We start from the raw sequence: 15,540 nt of genomic DNA, 5'->3' as shown, positions 1-15,540 counted from the left end.
TTTCAGTTGCGAAGTTTGTAGCCATTGGCCAGGAGGCGCAGCGTGAACAGGCACAGGAGGCCGAACACTGCGGCGACGATTGCCAGGCTGTGCCAGGGCGAGACATCGGAGACGGCGAAAAAGCCATAGCGGAAGCCATCGATGGTGTAGAACACCGGATTCCAGCGCGATACCTGCTGCCAGAACTCCGGCAGGCTGTGGATGGAGTAGAACACTCCGGACAGGAAGGTGGCGGGCAGGATCAGGAAGTTCTGGAAGGCTGCGAGCTGATCGAATTTCTCGGACCAGAGTCCGGCAATCAGTCCGAGTGTAGCCATGATGCCGCAGGATAGCACGGCAAAACCCAGCACCCAAAGAGGGTTTGCCACAGGCAGGCGGACGAAGAACAGGGCGACCAGCCAGACGCCGGCGCCGACGCACAGGCCGCGCAGGACGGAGGCCAGCACATAGGCGGAAAAGATCTCGCGGTGGGACAGCGGCGGCAGCAGCATGAACACCAGGTTGCCCGTGATGCGGCTCTGGATCAGGGAGGACGAGGGGTTGGCGAAGGCGTTCTGCAGCATGCCCATCATGATGAGGCCGGGAATGAGGAACTGCGTATAGGGGATCTGGCCGTAGACGTTGACCCGGCCCTCCAGCACGTGGGAGAACACCAGCAGATACAGCAGGGCCGTCAGAACGGGGGCTGCGATGGTCTGGAAGGCGACCTTCCAGAAGCGCGTCATTTCCTTTTTCAGCAGCGTGGGAAAGCCCGAGCCGGCGTCCAGCTGGGGCTGGATGCGGGGAGCCTGCTCCGCGCGGGGCGTGTCGGTGGACTGGATCTGCGTCATGCCGTGAACTCCTCTCCAACTGCTTCGGTATGCATGATGCGCACGAACACGTCTTCCAGGTCGGCGCCGCCGACGCGGGCCATCAGGGCCTGCGTGGTGTCCAGCGCGGCGATGCGGCCGTTTTTCAGCATGGCGATGCGCCCGCACAGGGCTTCGGCCTCTTCCAGGTAGTGCGTGGTGAGAAGAATGGTATGGCCCTCGGCGTTCAGGCGCGAGATGAAGGTCCAGAGCATGCGGCGCAGGTCCACGTCCACGCCTGCCGTAGGCTCGTCCAGGATGATGACCGGCGGGCGGTGCACCAGGGCCTGGGCCACCAGCACGCGGCGCTTCATGCCGCCGGACAGGGCGCGCATATTGGCGTCGGCCTTGTCCGACAGGCCCAGGTTGGCCAGGATCTCGTCGATCCAGTCGTCGTTGCGCTTCAGGCCGAAATAGCCCGACTGGATGCGCAGGGTCTCGCGTACCGTGAAGAACGGATCGTACACGATCTCCTGGGGCACGACGCCCAGGGAGCGGCGCGCCGCCCTGAAATCATCGACCACGTCGTAGCCGCAGATGCGGATCCTGCCGCTGCTGGCGCGGGCCAGGCCCGCCATCATGGAGATAAGCGTGGTCTTGCCGGCGCCGTTGGGGCCCAGCAGTCCGAAAAACTCTCCATGCTCCACGGCCAGGCTGACATCCTGGACGGCCTGGAATCCGGGGTGGGCGGGTTTTCCCGAGAGCCGTTCGCGCAGCGAGCGCGGGGCGGGTGAATAGATCTTGGAAACGTGTTCTAGCGAAAGCGCAGGCATGAAAAAATGACGCCCGATGAGTAATGGCGAACCAAACCGGACATTATAGGACTCATCCGGGCGGCATGCAGTCCGCCAGGCATCGCTGGGGGCCAGCACGCATCGAAAAATCTAATCGATTTCAATTCTCATTACTTTTTGGGCTATAGTTGACGCTTCTATCCGCTTCCGGCCAGCCGGCGCCCATCCTATGTCGCAGCAGCCTACAGCCCTCGAGCAATTTGGCCGTTTTTTCGACGGACAGAAGGCATATTTCGCCGAATCGGAGGCGTCCCTGGCTGCGCGCGCGCAGCGGGAAAGCGGCCAGCGGCATTACTTGTTCTGCCCTGCGCTGGGAGAGGGATGGATCGATCTGCACCAGTTCGGCAGCGGCATCATGGTCGGGCGCATGCATGGCCAGCTGGCGCGCCCCCTGGATGCCCGCTACCAGGCATTTCCCGACAATGTCATGCTGGGCATCATCGTCCATGGCCAGGCGCGCACGCTGCGCCAGTCGAACCGGTTGCAGGCGGGCGGGGAAGGGGACGTCTTCCTGCGCCATGCCGATCCAGGACCGATCAGCAGCCACATACCGGCGGGGCATACGCAGTCCAGCATTTCCATCGATGTTCCGAGGGAGATGCTGGAAACCCTGAGGGAACAGGGTGTGGACATCAGCTTTCTTGGCAGGCGCAACACATATGCCGTCCTGCAGCCGAACGGACAGGCGGGCGAGACGATCCGCCAGCTCGGAAGGCGCATGCTGGCGGTGCAGACCCGCAATCATCTGCTTGGACGACTGGAGCTGGAATCCCTCAGCCTGGATCTGCTGGTCCAACTGCTGTCCGCGGGAGGAACGGCCAGAACGGTGCACGGCGCGGGCGGCGCCAGGCGCTGGCGCTCGGCGGTCGACGAGGTGGTCGATATCCTGCATGCCGAATGGAACCAGCCGCAGACCATTGCGGCGCTTGCGCGGCGCGCGGGAATCAATGAGTGCTACCTGAAGACCATGTTCCGGGAACGCACCGGGAGCACGATTGCGGGCTACCTGCGCGATCTGCGCATGTGGCATGCGAGGGAAATGGTGGAGACGGGCCGCAAGAACCTGCTGCAGATCGCCAATGAGTGCGGGTATGCGCGCGCCGACAAGTTTTCGGAGGCGTTCCGCAGGGTGCACGGCACTTCTCCCAGGCATTTTCGCTGATTCCGTTGCCCGGACCGGGCCCATCTACCGAAAGCAGGGATGACAGAAGTTTTCCCGTTCGGGGGAGATTTTTCCCGCCTGGAGGAGACGGGAGGCAGCGTGGCGGGAGACACTGATGTGCTGCCGGCGGCTGGCGCAAGCATGCCGCGGCCGGCATTCCCGCAAGCAAACCTCATCCATATCCGTTGCCATCATGCCATACCGTCCTGTTCCTGCCATGCTGCGTACCATCGGGGTCCTGTCCGTATTGTCGTCTTCCATTGCGCCCGCATTGGGTCAGGAAGCGTCGGAGCGTCACGCGACCCTGGACACCATTGTCGTTACGGGAGAGCGCGTTGAGCGCAGCCTGAGGCGGACCGCATCCTCCGTGACACCGCTGGGTGAGGCGGACATCGAGGAAAAGACCAATCGGGCCACAGTGGCGGAAGCCATCGCGGACGTGCCCAATGTCCTGTATCCGGATACGGTCAGCGCTCCGGTCATCCGCGGGCAGGATACGCAGGGCCCCAGCTTCGGCGCCACCGCTTTCCTGGGCGGCACCGTGCCGCGCGCGACGTTCAACCTGGACGGCCGCAACCTGAGCTATAACGAGCTGGTGTTCGGCGCGGAGTCGCTGTGGGATGTCCGCAGCATCGAAGTGTTTCGCGGGCCGCAGACCGTGGCGCAGGGCGCCAACAGCATCGCGGGGGCGGTGACGGTGAAGACCAAGGATCCGACCTTCGAGCCCGAAGGCGCGGCGCAGCTGCAATACGGCAGCAACAATATGAAGCGCGCGTCGCTGGCGCTGTCCGGGCCGCTGGTCGAGAACGAGCTGGCCGCGCGCCTGGCGCTGGACTACCACGGGCGGGATAACTTCATCGATTACGTGAATCCCAATTTCGCGCGCGGTGACAGCAACCAGAACTTCCGCAGCAAGAACGCAAGGCTGAAGCTGCTGTGGACGCCCGAAGGATTGCCGGGGCTGGAGGCGAAGCTGACGTTCGCCCACCAGAACAGCAATCGTCCCACGTCCGAGGCCGCATCCGAGCCTTACCGGGATCTGGAAAGCCGGACAGGCTCCATGCCCAGCTTCAAGCTGCGTGGCAATACCTACGTCGGCGACATCGGCTACACCTTCGACAACGGGATGCGCCTGTCCAACCAGATCCAGTACACCGACCTGGCGATCGACCGCGTGACGGATCCCCACGAGAATGGCGGGGCGCGCATCGACCAGCGCAATGTCTCGAACGAAACACGGCTGTCATTCGGCGATGATGCATCGACATGGAGCGGCGTGGTCGGCGTGTTCTACAACCAGACGCATTCGGATGAAATACTGTATACGCTGGGACGGACCGGCGTGGGCGTTTCCGAATTCGACGACAAGAAGGAAAACCTGGGAATCTTCACCGAAGTCACCCGCAGGCTGTCCGAGCGCTGGCGCCTGACCGGAGGGCTGCGCTATCAGCGCGACCACATCCGCCGCAGCGGCACGACACCGTACGCGCTGGCGCCGCTGCAGTACGACAAGACATTCGCGAAACTGCTGCCCAGGGTTTCGCTGTCCTACGATATCAACGACAGCACGACGGTGGGGGCGCTGGTTTCCAAAGGGTACAACCCCGGCGGCACGGGCCTGAGCTTCGCGCGCGCCAGCTATATGGACTTCGAGCCGGAATCCGTCTGGAACTATGAGCTGTTCGGCCGGACCAGCCTGCTGGATGGCCGTCTGATGCTGACCGGCAATGTGTTCTACAGCGACTACCGCGATTCGCAGCGCCTGCTACCCGACTACCTGAATGGCGTGCTGTATGGCGCCGTGGTGGTGAATGCGGACAAGGCCACGGCGCACGGCCTGGAAGTCAGCGCCGATTACCAGGCCATGGATACGCTGCGGATCCGCGGCGGCGTCGGCTTGCTGCAGACGAAGATCCGGAAGTTCTCGGCCGATGGGAACGTGCTGGAAGGCAAGCGCTTCGGACGCTCGCCGCAGTACATGTTCAATGCGGGCGTGGACTGGGACTTTCATCCGCAGTGGCGGCTTTCCGCCAATGTCCGCCACGTCGACGGCTACCACTCCACCGACGAGAATATCGCGGCCTACGATATCGATGCCTACACGGTGGCCGATGCGCGGATCAGCTATTTCCCGAACAGTTCGCTGGAGATCTTCGCCTATGTCAACAATATGTTCGACAAGCGCGCCCCGACCTGGAAATACGATGACCGCACCGCGGGCGGCATCGCCGCTTCCATGCTGGCGCCACGCCAGTTCGGCATCGGCGTGAAAGCAATGTTCTGAAGGCGTGCTTCACGCTGCGGATGCGCCATGCCTGCGTGATCCGTTCCGGGAGACGCCGCGTTCCAATCCATGTACAGAGGAAACATCATGCAGAGTTATTTGCGAATCGGCCTGGGACTGCTGGCGGCCGCCAGCATTTCCGCCTGCGGCGTCCAGTCCGGCACGGCCGCGGGAGCAGCGTCTTCGACTGTGGCGCAGCCTGTCTTTGCGCCGGTGACGGCGTCGAGGATCCTGCAGCGGCCGGTTGCCGATGATGTCGTGGAGCTGGCCTTCAGCCGGCGGCAGAACGCCGTGTTCGTGTCGGCGCCGGACTGGAAGGACGAAACGCGTTCGGCCGTATTGCGGCTCGACCCCGAGACGCTGGAGGTGCAGGCCAGCATTCCATTGACCGGCAAGGGGTTCGGCGTGGCCCTGGACGACGCCGCGGACCGCCTGTTCCTGACGCAGGGCTTCAATGGCGCCATCAGCGTGGTGGATACGGCGGGGAATCGATTGATCAAGCAGATCCCTCTGATGGAAAAGGTCAATTTCGCGCAAGCCTATGCGGATGCGGGGCTGTCCCGGAAGCGCACGGATTTCCTTCTCGATGCGCTGAAGGGCTTCAAGATCACCGAGGACTACCCATACAAGCTGCGCGAGATGGTGCTGGATCGCGAGCATGGGCGGCTGTTCGCCCCCGGACTGGGACTGGGCCTGGACAGCGTGCTGTTCGTGGTGGATACCCGGACGCTGACGCTGGAGAAAATCATCCCCGGCTTCGGCTACAACGCGGTCGGAATCGCCCTGGACGAGGCGCGGGGCCGTGTGTTCGTGGCCAATATGCAGGGGCAACTGATCGAAGTCGATGCGCGGACGCTGAAGATATCGCGCATCCATGAAATTGAAGCCGACCAGTTGCTGAACCTGGAATACGACGCGAAGGGCAATCGGCTGTTCGGCGTCGATCAGGGCGTGGATCGGGACAACTGGCGCAACAACCATCTGGAGCGCGAATACCGGCATCGCAGCGAGGGGCATCGGGTATTCGCGCTGGATGCGGACAGCGGCAAGGTGATTGCCAATCTTCCCACTGAAGAAGTGCCGATCGGGCTGCGCTTCGATCCTTCGCTGCAGCGGTTGTACGTGACCAATCGCGGCGGCGTCAGGGTGGATGAAGGCAAAGGGGCGCTGACGATCTACGATATGACGGACTATCGCCAGCTGCAGGCGATCGACATGCCGCCGCATCCCAACAGCCTGGTATTGCGCGACGACGGGAAAGTGCTGTACGTCACCTTGAAGAACGACAACAATCGCCGCAAGGCTGGCGGGCAGGAGCAGGTGGTACGCATCACCCTGGACTAGGCCGGAGCCAAAAGAAACCTGCGCTGGTCAAATGGCTCTGGAAGGCCTGGCGCGCAGGCCTTCCAGAGCCGCTCAGATCTTCGTCCGCGAGAACCTGTCGGGGTCCGGCCCTATGCGGCCATCCGCGCGGTCGAGCGCGGCGATCCGCGCCATATCGTCCTCGTCCAGCACGAAATCGCCGACGGCCAGGTTTTCCTCCATGCGCGCGGGCGTGACGGTTTTCGGGATGACCATGTTGCCCAGCTGCAGGTGCCAGCGCAGCACGATCTGGGCCACGCTGCGGTCATGCTTCTGGGCCAGGCCCGCCAGCACGGGATCTTCCAGCGTGGAGCCTTGGCCCAGCGGGCTCCAGGCTTCCGTCACGATGCCATGCTCGGCATGGAAGGCGCGCAGTTCGGACTGCTGGAAGTACGGATGCAGCTCGATCTGGTTCACGACGGGGATGACGCCGGTCTCGTCCAGCAGGCGCTGCAGGTGCGCCGGCTGGAAGTTGCAAACGCCGATGGATTTGGCGCCGCCTTCGTCGCGCAGCTGGATCAAGGTTTCCCACGACTGGACGTAGCGGTCGACGGAAGGCATGGGCCAGTGGATGAGGTACAGGTCGACGTAGTCCTGGCCCAGGCGCTCCAGGCTTTCCTGGAAAGCGGCGCGCGCCTCGTCGTGCCCATGGCTGTCGTTCCAGAGCTTGGTGGCCAGGAACAGTTTGGAGCGGTCCAGGCCGGATGCGGCGATGCCCTGGCCGACGCCGGCTTCGTTGTCGTAGATGGCGGCGGTGTCGATGGAGCGGTAGCCTGTGCGAATGGCTTGCTGGACAACCTCGGACGCCTGCGCATCGGAGACTTGCCAGACGCCCAGGCCGATGGCGGGAGCGCCACGGCCGTCATGGAACGTTATCTGCTCGGGTGAGGTTTGCATCGTGTTCTCCGTAGTCGAATGAAAGGCCCTGTGGGGGGCCGTACGGACAGGAATACGTAAAGCATGAATCGCGCGCTTGGCGTATGCTGACGTTTTTTCAATTACATCATATCCGGGCGGCCTGCCGGCCGCGGATTGATTGCGATATGTTGCCGGCGCAAAATGGGGCACAGGCCTTGTGGCGGGTTGCTGCGAATCTTGATATCCGCGGCGCGCCGGGCGAAGACAGGAGAAAGACATGAGTGTTCACAGCACGGTCGTGCGTACGACGGTCCCGCAACTGATGGCATGCAAGGGGCAGCGCAAGATCGCCTCGCTGACATCGTATTCCGCACCGTTCGCCCGCATCCTGGATGAGGTGCTGGACATGATCCTGATCGGCGACTCGACGGCCATGGTCGGCTATGCCATGCCCGACACGCTCTCGTTCACGATCGAGCAGGTAGCGGCGCATACCGCGGCGGTCGTGCGCTCCACGCAGCGCGCCTGCATCGTGGCCGACATGCCGTTCGGCAGCTACCAGGAGTCGCCGCGGCAGGCGTTCGCCAATGCGGCGCGCCTGCTGGCCAGCGGGGCGGCCGCCGTCAAGATGGAAGGCGGCATTGCGCTGGCGGACACCACGCGTTTCCTGGTCGAGCGCGGAGTGCCGGTGCTGGCGCACGTCGGCCTGATGCCGCAGTACGTCAACACCATGGGCGGCTTCAAGGCGCAGGGCATGTCCGAGGAGTCGGCGGAACGCATTCTGCAGGATGCGCTGGCCCACGAGAAGGCCGGCGCGTTCGCCGTGGTGCTGGAGGGCGTGGCCGAATCCCTGGGGCGCCGCATTACCGAGTCGCTGGCCATTCCTGTCATAGGCATCGGCGCTTCGCCCGCCTGCGATGGGCAGATCCTGGTGACGGAAGACATTCTCGGACTCAGCGGCGGCCGCATCCCGAAGTTCGCCCGGCAGTTCGCCGACGTTGGCGCTGTCATCCGCGAGGCCGTGACGCAATACGCCGAGGGCGTGCGCGAGGGAACATTCCCCACGCTGGACAACTGCTTCGGCGTGAAGAAGTCCTAGGACCAGGCAAGGTTTTTAGTGTCTACAGGCTCCGGCATCATGCAGTGGCAGACGACAATTGCGCAGCAACCCTGGTTGCCATGGTTTGCGGGTGCGCTACTGCTGGGCTTGCTGGCAAGCCTGATCGTGTCAGGCTTGTGGGCGCGCGGCCGGCTGCGGCGCAAGGATGCCGCCCTGCAGGAAGCGCAGCGGCAGGGCCGCGAGCGCGAGCATGCGCTGGTGCGCGCCGAGGCGCAGGCGCAGATGCTGCGCGAACAGCTGGACGTCGCGCAGCAGGACCTGCATGAGCGCATGGAAGCCTTGTCCGGGCTGGGCGAGCAGTTGTCGCAGGCCAGGGCGGAGCTGGCGGCCATGCAGGCCGGACATGCCGTGCGCCAGGCCGGGTACGAGGAACAGATACAGGTCTTCTCGCAGGCCAGGCAGCAATGGAATGCCGAATTCCGCCATCTGGCCAGTCAAATCCTCGAAGAAAAAGGGCAGGCCATGGCGTCGGCCAGCCGCACGGGCGTCGAGTCCATGCTGCAGCCTTTCCGTGAACAGATCCAGGCGTTCCAGCAGCGCGTCAACCAGGTGCATGACGAGTCCCTGAAGGGGACGACGCTGCTGGGGCGCGAGCTGCAGCACATCCAGGAGATAGGCCTGCGCATGAGCGCCGAGGCCGACGCCCTGGCGCGCGCGCTCAAGGGCGACAAGAAGGCCGCCGGCATCTGGGGCGAGGCGCAGCTGGAGCAGACCCTGCAGCTTGCGGGGCTGGTGCGTGGACAGCACTACGATGTCCAGGTTCATGCCAGGGACGCCCAGGGCCAGTCGCGGCTGCCGGATTTCGTCGTGCGCCTGCCGGACGACAAGCACATCATCATCGACAGCAAGGTGTCGCTGGTGGACTACACGCGCTACGTGTCGGCGCAGGACGAGCAGGAGCGGGAACAGGCGCTGGCCGCGCACATCAGGGCGGTCCGGGCGCACATGGACGATCTTGCCCGCAAGGACTACCCATCGCTGTCGGGCATGCACAGCCCCAGTTTCGTGCTGATGTACATGCCGATCGAGCCGGCGTTCATCGATGCGATGCGGCATGGGGAAAGCCTGTTCGATCACGGTTATCGCCGCAATGTCGTGCTGGTATCGCATACGACCTTGCTGCCGGTGCTCAAGACCGTGGCGAATGTGTGGATGCTGCAGCGCAGCCACGCGCAGGCGCACGAGCTGGGCATGCGGGCGGGGGAAATCTACAACCAGGTCTGCCTGGTGGCCGAACGCCTGAAGAAGCTGGGCGATGCGCTGGATCTCGCCAGCCGCCAGTACAACCTGACCGTCACCGCGGTGGCCGGGCAGCAAGGGCTGCACGGCAAAGTCGCCAGGTTCGGCGAGCTGTCGGTCAAGGCTACGCGCAGCATGCCGGACATACAGCCCCTGCATGCGGATTTCGAAAGCGAGCGGCTGGAGCTGATTGCACCGGCGGACGACGAGAGCGGCGGCAAGGAGGGAGAGCAGCCGTCGGCATAGCGGGCGGGGCGCGGCGCCGGGAGAGGCTCCGGCACGAAGGGGAGCCAGTTCGGGGCGGTGCGCGCTGCGGGAAGGCATAGGCATGCGTCGGGCCGGGATGAATGAGTCCCGGCTTTTTTTGCTTTCCATATTTGATATGTTATATCATATCATTTCTTGAAACGAGACGAGGGCTACGCCTGCACACGGCGTGCCGTTGTCGATACCACCCTTCCAGGAAATGCCATGACCTTCAAACCTCACCCGCTTGCGGCTGCGATCGCGCTGACGCTGCTGCAGCCCGCCCATGCGCAATCGTCCGCGAAACCGGAAAGCAATGTCCGGGAGTTGGCTCCCATCGTCGTTTCCGCCAACCCCCTGGGCCGCGATACCGACAGTCTTGCAACGCCGGTGACAGTGCTGGAGTCGCATGACCTGACGCTGCGCAGGCGCGGCACGCTGGGGGATCTGCTGGACGGCTTGCCCGGCGTGCATACCGACGCGTTCGGCGGCGGCGCCAGCCGTCCGGTGATCCGCGGCCAGACGGCTCCCAGGGTCAAGGTGCTGAGCGATGGCGCGGAAGTGGCGGACGCCTCCACCATTTCGCCCGATCACGTGGTGGCGGTGGATACGCTGCTGGCGCGCCGCGTGGAGGTATTGCGCGGGCCGTCCGCGCTGCTGTATGGCGGCGACGCCATCGGCGGCGTCGTCAATGTGCTGGACGACAAGATTCCGACGGCGGTGCCTGAAAACGGCGTCAGCGGCTCCGTGGAGGTGCTGGGGTCCACGGCGGCCAAGGAGCGCGCCGGAGCCGTCGGACTGACGATGGGTGAAGGCAATATCGTGATGCGCGTAGAGGGGGCCAAGCGCCGCGCCGACAATTACCGAGTGCCGGACTGGACGGAAAGCCGCGTCGCCAATTCGAATGCGGAAACATCGACGGGCAGCTTCGGGCTGTCGTTCGTGGGCGATCGCGGCTATATCGGGGCGGCGTATTCCTACCGCGAGGACGTGTACGGCCTGCCGGGGCACAACCATGAATACGAGGATTGCCATCCGCACGGTTCGTCGCTGCATTGCGGCGGGCACGATCACGACCACGACCACGACCATGATCACGGGCATGACCACGACGAGCATGAGGAACATGCGGCGACGGCCCATCTGCGCAGCACCCGGCTGGATGTGCGCGGAGAGCTGCGCGATCCGTTCGCCGGCTTCGAGGCCTTGCGTTTCCGCGGCGGCTACACCGATTATCGCCATGACGAGCGCGACGACGGCGTGGTGGGAACGGCCTTCCGCAAGCATGGCTACGATGGGCGCCTGGAGCTGCAGCACCAGCCGCTGGGCGGCTGGAAGGGCGTCGTCGGATTGCAGGCGTCGCGCTACGATTTCGCGTCGGAAGGCGGCTCGGAGAACTTCATGCCGCGCACGCGCACACGCAATGCCGGGGTGTTCCTGCTGGAGGAATACCAGTGGAACGATGTGCGCTTCGAACTGGGCGCGCGCCATGAACGGCAGTCGGTAAAGCCGGCATCCGGCAACCGGCCGGATTTCAGCGACGGCGCCACTTCGTTCTCGGCTGGAGCGGTATGGAGTTTTGCGCCGGCATATGCGGCGTCACTGTCGCTGTCGCGTTCGCAGCGCATGCCGACCGCCCAGGAACTGTACGCCCGCGGCGTGCACCTGGCGACCAATACCTATGAGATCGGCGATGCTGATCTGGGCAAAGAAACCGCGCGCACCATCGACCTGGGACTGCGCAAGACGGAAGGCGATTTCCAGTTCGGGGTCAACCTGTTCCATAGCCGCGTCAACGGCTACATCTACGGCGCCACGCTGGACCAGCACGAGGACTTCCGCCTGATCAAGTACACGCAGAAGGACGCGCAGTTCACGGGCCTGGAAGCGGAAGCCACCTACCGCTTCACCCCCAATGTGTCGGCCACGGTGTTCGGCGACTATGTGCGCGGCAAGCTGCGCGGCGACGACGGCAATCTGCCGCGCATTCCGTCCGCGCGCCTGGGCGTGCGCACGAACGTGAACTGGCAGCAGTGGTCCGGTTTCGTGGAATACGCCCACGTCTATCGCCAGGACAAGGTGGCGGCGCAGGAGCACGAGCAGGAAACGCCGGGCTACGGCATGCTGGGCATGGGAGTTGCCTACAATGGCAGCCTGGGAGGCACCGATTATCAGCTGTATCTGCGAGGAACCAATCTGTTGAACAAGCTTGCCTACAACCATGCATCGTTCATATCCCGCCTGGCGCCGATACAGGGCCGCAGCGTGCAGGCCGGCGTGAGGGTGGCGTTTTGAGCGGACAGCCGATCGAGGGCCAGGAGCCGGGCCTTGCCGGCGGGGATGCCTCCGCATCCCCGCCGCTGACAGGCTCGCTTTACGACATCGTCGCCGGCATGCAGGGGGACTTGCCCTGGGGCAGCTTCCTGGATGCCGGAACGGGCCGAGGCTCCATGTCCTGGCTGCTCGGCCTGCAGACCACGCGGTGGACCGCCATCACAGGCGCGCGCAACATGGCGGCGCAGGTCGAGCGCGAGGTGGGAGAGCGCTTGCGCGAGCAGGACCGCATCGTCGTGGGCAACTGGATGGATGCCGACCTGCTGGCGGGAGAAACCTACGACACGGTGCTGGCCGATTACCTGGTCGGCGCCATGGACGGCTTCGCGCCCTATTGGCAGGATCGTATCTTCGGCCGTTTGCGGCCGCTGGTGGGAAAGCGCCTGTACGTGATCGGGCTGGAGCCCTATGTGCCCTATTTCCCCACGGACCCGGCGGGCAGGCTGGTGTGCGAAATCGGCAGGCTGCGCGATGCCTGCCTGCTGCTGGCGGGCGAGCGCCCGTATCGCGAATATCCCATGGACTGGGTACTGCGGCATCTGCGCCTGGCGGGCTTTCGTCCGCTGGATGCGCAGCGCTACGCCATCCGCTACGGCGAGCGCTTCATCAACAGCCAGATGGACATGTGCGACCAGCGCCTGTCCCGGCTGCGCGACAGGCCGCTGGCGCTGGCGATGTCGGAACATGTCGCGCAACTGCGCGACCGCGCCCTGGCTTTTGCGGCGGCCGAGGGCGGACTGCGGCATGGCCACGACTACGTGATCGCGGCGGAGCCTGCCGCCTGAGGTTCGGCCCTTCGGGCCGTTGTACTGCGCCTTTCTGGCTGACGCTTCGCTTCACGCCGCCCGCCGCTCCGGCAGGCGCACATCTATCACGATTTCCGAATATGGCGCGCATACCCGCCCGTCTTGTTCACGTTCGATGAGCATCCATTCGATCAGCGCCATGACGTCGCCATGGACATTTTTGTAATCGCGGCCGAGCAATCTGGCCAGTGCTGCGATGGAAACGGCTCCGGCCTCGCGCAATGTCGCCAGCAGCTCCCAGCGCCGCGGCGTGAACACGGCAAACATCTGTCCCACGTTGGCGAAGCCGACTTCGAACCGGGGTACGGGAGTTTCGCCGCGCTCCAGGGCTTTCATCGTGTCGGAGGCGCGGGAAAGCATGGCGTCAGCGGAATCTCCCACCCTGACATGCAGTGTTCGTTCATTCATCGCAGACTCCTTTCACGTCGGCCAGGAAATCAGCCATTAATCGCTGCGGTCCGCGAAACGCATAAGGCAGCGACTTTTCCCTGAGGCTGCCCTGACGTCCGCCGCGGTGGTTCAGGCTGGCCGGCCCGTGCCGAACAACTGCCCGGCCACGGTTTTCGCCTGCTCGCGCAGGGCCGCCAGTTCAGCCGTCCAGGCGGCGTAGCGGCGCGTCACCAGCACGTAGGGCGTCGCATTGAGGGGCAGGATGTCATCCAGCAAGGAGATATTGCCGCGCCAGTGTGGACGGCCAGCCTCATAGTGAGGGGCCACCGTCAGCAAACCTGATGCGGCGGCGATCAGCAGCAGGTTGGATACGCCCCGACACTCCACCTGCGGCACGATGGGTGCGGCGCCTACCTCGAACACCGCGCTGTCCACCAGCGCCCGTAGGTGCGAGACCGCATGCGGCAACACCCACGGCCCAAGCAACACCTGATCCAGCGGCGCCCGAGCCACGCCGAACAGCGGGTGGCCGCGCCCGGCCACCACGCACATGTGCTCGCTGGCCAGCGATACGATGTCCAGGCTGGCGCCGCTGGACAGCACGGCGGCGTGATCCACGCTGGACAGCACGGCGTCCAGCTCGCCTCGGGCCAGCTCCGCCACCAGAGTGTCCAGCGTGCCTTCGCGCACGTCGGTCTGGATGTCGGGTAATACGTCGCGCAGCCTGACCAGCAAATCCGGCACCAGGGTGCTGATCAGATAGGGCGACGCGCCCAAGCGCAAGTGTCCGCCGCATTGCGCCCCGCGCGCCACCAGCCGGCGCGCGGTGGCGATTTCATGCACGGCCACTCGGCCTCTGGCCAGCACAGCTCCAGCCGCCGGCGTCAGCGTGGTACCGCTGCGACCGCGCGCCACCAGCGGCGCCCCAAAGGCGAACTCCAGGTCGTCGATGAGCGCCACGGCCGCCGGCTGCGTGACGCCGAGCTCCAGCGCCGCCCGGCGCAGGGAGCCCAGGCGATCCAGCGCGTCGAGCAACTGAAAATGGCGTATGCGCAGGCGCGACACCGCTTTGCTCAGCGCCGGCTCGTCGGCCTGGTCAGCAGCAACGGGCTCTGTCTCGGTGGAACGGAGCATGTATCTCCCGGGGATGTGCCGCGGACCCACGACATCAAAAGCCTGTCAGGTGATAGTTTTTACGAGGCTTGGCCGTAAATCGCCGCATTCCTACACTAGCGACGTTAATTCACTGATTTCTTCAAGGAGAGTACGCGTGCACACCGCCCTTGTCAACGGCGCCCGGATCGCCTATTGCCTGGAGGGGCCCGCCGGGGCGCCCGTCGTGATGCTGTCCAACAGCCTGATGTCCACCCACCGCATGTGGGATCCGCAGATGCCGGCCTTGCTCGAACGCTACCAAGTGCTGCGTTACGACACACGCGGCCACGGCGAGTCGGAAACCACGCCCGGCCCCTACACCATAGAACTGCTGGCCGACGACGCCGCCGCCCTGATCGACGCGCTGGACCTCGGCGCCGTGCATTTCGCCGGCCTGTCCATGGGCGGCATGATCGGACAGCAGCTGGCGGTGCGCCATCCCGCGAAGGTGCTATCGCTTTCGCTATGCGACACCGCTAGCGAAATGCCGCCGCGTTCCATGTGGGTGGAACGCTTCGCCGTCGCCCACCGCGATGGCATGGCCGGAACGCTGGACACCACCATCAAACGCTGGTTCGTGGCTGACTTCGTAAAGCGCGAACCCGCCATCATCGAGCAGGTCCGCGAGATGATCCTCGCTACCAGCCTGGACGGCTATATCGCCTGCGGCTCCGCCGTGCGCGACATGTCCCAGACGCACATCCTGCCCGGCATCCAGACGCCCACCCAGATCATCGTCGGTCGCGAGGATCCCGCCTGCACCCTGGCCGCCTCGCAGGTCCTGCAAGCCAACATCCCCGGCGCCGTGCTGCACGTGATCGACGATGCCGCCCACTTGTCCAACCTGGAAAAGCCCGCCGAATTCGCCGCGCTGCTACGCAACTTCATCGATATCCACGCCGACGCCGCCCGGCATTCATGAGCGGCCGGACGGTGCGCCGC

Annotated in this window: 13 protein-coding genes; 8 read left to right on the top strand and 5 right to left on the bottom strand. The window is 64.7% G+C overall.

Annotated features, from left to right (window positions below; all coding sequences use genetic code 11):
• Positions 1-2: 2 nt before the first annotated feature.
• Both EV686_RS13625 and EV686_RS13620 read right to left on the bottom strand, forming a co-directional pair.
• Positions 3-830 carry an ABC transporter permease gene (locus EV686_RS13625; protein WP_132477500.1) on the bottom strand — a complete coding sequence of 276 codons (828 nt, stop codon included), beginning with the start codon at positions 828-830 and terminating at the stop codon, positions 3-5.
• On the bottom strand, positions 827-1,621 hold the full coding sequence (locus tag EV686_RS13620) for an ABC transporter ATP-binding protein (protein WP_132477499.1): 795 nt from the start codon (positions 1,619-1,621) through the stop codon (positions 827-829). The genes EV686_RS13625 and EV686_RS13620 overlap by 4 nt, the downstream gene beginning before the upstream one ends.
• 190 nt (positions 1,622-1,811) lie before the next feature.
• Between EV686_RS13620 and EV686_RS13615 the strand changes: the two genes are divergently transcribed.
• The 3 genes from EV686_RS13615 to EV686_RS13605 all read left to right on the top strand — a co-directional run bounded on the left by EV686_RS13615 (position 1,812) and on the right by EV686_RS13605 (position 6,432).
• A complete protein-coding gene (locus tag EV686_RS13615; RefSeq protein WP_132477498.1) occupies positions 1,812-2,804 on the top strand; it encodes a helix-turn-helix transcriptional regulator in 993 nt (330 codons plus the stop codon).
• A gap of 217 nt (positions 2,805-3,021) precedes the next feature.
• Positions 3,022-5,088: a TonB-dependent receptor gene (locus tag EV686_RS13610; protein ID WP_207901780.1), complete on the top strand. Its 2,067-nt coding sequence runs from the start codon at positions 3,022-3,024 to the stop codon at positions 5,086-5,088.
• Between the two features lie 87 nt (positions 5,089-5,175).
• Positions 5,176-6,432 (top strand): YncE family protein, encoded by a 1,257-nt coding sequence (locus EV686_RS13605; protein WP_243650891.1) that lies wholly within the window; start codon positions 5,176-5,178, stop codon positions 6,430-6,432.
• 72 nt (positions 6,433-6,504) lie between these two features.
• Here the strand turns inward: EV686_RS13605 and EV686_RS13600 are convergent, their stop codons facing one another.
• Positions 6,505-7,347 carry an aldo/keto reductase gene (locus tag EV686_RS13600; protein ID WP_132477496.1) on the bottom strand — a complete coding sequence of 281 codons (843 nt, stop codon included), beginning with the start codon at positions 7,345-7,347 and terminating at the stop codon, positions 6,505-6,507.
• A 238-nt stretch (positions 7,348-7,585) separates the two neighbouring features.
• Between EV686_RS13600 and panB the strand changes: the two genes are divergently transcribed.
• From panB to EV686_RS13580, 4 genes are all read left to right on the top strand, one after another.
• On the top strand, positions 7,586-8,407 hold the full coding sequence (panB, locus tag EV686_RS13595) for a 3-methyl-2-oxobutanoate hydroxymethyltransferase (protein WP_132477495.1): 822 nt from the start codon (positions 7,586-7,588) through the stop codon (positions 8,405-8,407).
• Positions 8,408-8,425: 18 nt separating this feature from the next.
• Positions 8,426-9,913 carry a DNA recombination protein RmuC gene (locus EV686_RS13590; RefSeq protein ID WP_243650890.1) on the top strand — a complete coding sequence of 496 codons (1,488 nt, stop codon included), beginning with the start codon at positions 8,426-8,428 and terminating at the stop codon, positions 9,911-9,913.
• A gap of 225 nt (positions 9,914-10,138) precedes the next feature.
• Complete coding sequence (locus tag EV686_RS13585; RefSeq protein ID WP_132477494.1) at positions 10,139-12,208, top strand: TonB-dependent receptor domain-containing protein; 2,070 nt, start codon at positions 10,139-10,141, stop codon at positions 12,206-12,208.
• Positions 12,205-13,032: a class I SAM-dependent methyltransferase gene (locus EV686_RS13580; RefSeq protein ID WP_243650889.1), complete on the top strand. Its 828-nt coding sequence runs from the start codon at positions 12,205-12,207 to the stop codon at positions 13,030-13,032. Before EV686_RS13585 ends, EV686_RS13580 begins: the two co-directional genes overlap by 4 nt.
• A 51-nt stretch (positions 13,033-13,083) precedes the next feature.
• Here the strand turns inward: EV686_RS13580 and EV686_RS13575 are convergent, their stop codons facing one another.
• Complete coding sequence (locus EV686_RS13575) at positions 13,084-13,461, bottom strand: HVO_A0114 family putative DNA-binding protein (RefSeq protein ID WP_132477493.1); 378 nt, start codon at positions 13,459-13,461, stop codon at positions 13,084-13,086.
• Positions 13,462-13,572: 111 nt separating this feature from the next.
• Positions 13,573-14,577, bottom strand: a complete 1,005-nt coding sequence (locus tag EV686_RS13570; protein WP_132477492.1) for a LysR family transcriptional regulator — start codon at positions 14,575-14,577, stop codon at positions 13,573-13,575.
• Between the two features lie 136 nt (positions 14,578-14,713).
• Here EV686_RS13570 and pcaD point away from each other — a divergent pair, with 136 nt between their 5' ends.
• Positions 14,714-15,520 carry a 3-oxoadipate enol-lactonase gene (gene pcaD / locus EV686_RS13565; protein ID WP_165972611.1) on the top strand — a complete coding sequence of 269 codons (807 nt, stop codon included), beginning with the start codon at positions 14,714-14,716 and terminating at the stop codon, positions 15,518-15,520.
• Positions 15,521-15,540 lie beyond the last annotated feature (20 nt).

It is taken from the genome of Paracandidimonas soli, assembly GCF_004342005.1.
GTDB classification, from domain to species: Bacteria; Pseudomonadota; Gammaproteobacteria; order Burkholderiales; family Burkholderiaceae_B; genus Paracandidimonas; species Paracandidimonas soli.
The sequence above is the reverse complement of the archived record's forward strand: the minus strand, read 5'-3'. Positions and strand labels throughout refer to the sequence as shown.

Bases quoted from the DNA above. Each gene is read 5' to 3' on its own strand.
- EV686_RS13610 (WP_207901780.1), top strand. From the start codon at position 3,022: ATGCTGCGTACCATCGGGGTCCTGTCCGTATTGTCGTCTTCCATTGCG.
- panB (WP_132477495.1), top strand. From the start codon at position 7,586: ATGAGTGTTCACAGCACGGTCGTGCGTACGACGGTCCCGCAACTGATG.
- EV686_RS13625 (WP_132477500.1), bottom strand. From the start codon at position 830: ATGACGCAGATCCAGTCCACCGACACGCCCCGCGCGGAGCAGGCTCCC.
- EV686_RS13585 (WP_132477494.1), top strand. From the start codon at position 10,139: ATGACCTTCAAACCTCACCCGCTTGCGGCTGCGATCGCGCTGACGCTG.
- EV686_RS13605 (WP_243650891.1), top strand. From the start codon at position 5,176: ATGCAGAGTTATTTGCGAATCGGCCTGGGACTGCTGGCGGCCGCCAGC.
- EV686_RS13575 (WP_132477493.1), bottom strand. From the start codon at position 13,461: ATGAATGAACGAACACTGCATGTCAGGGTGGGAGATTCCGCTGACGCC.
- EV686_RS13570 (WP_132477492.1), bottom strand. From the start codon at position 14,577: ATGCTCCGTTCCACCGAGACAGAGCCCGTTGCTGCTGACCAGGCCGAC.
- EV686_RS13615 (WP_132477498.1), top strand. From the start codon at position 1,812: ATGTCGCAGCAGCCTACAGCCCTCGAGCAATTTGGCCGTTTTTTCGAC.
- EV686_RS13600 (WP_132477496.1), bottom strand. From the start codon at position 7,347: ATGCAAACCTCACCCGAGCAGATAACGTTCCATGACGGCCGTGGCGCT.
- EV686_RS13620 (WP_132477499.1), bottom strand. From the start codon at position 1,621: ATGCCTGCGCTTTCGCTAGAACACGTTTCCAAGATCTATTCACCCGCC.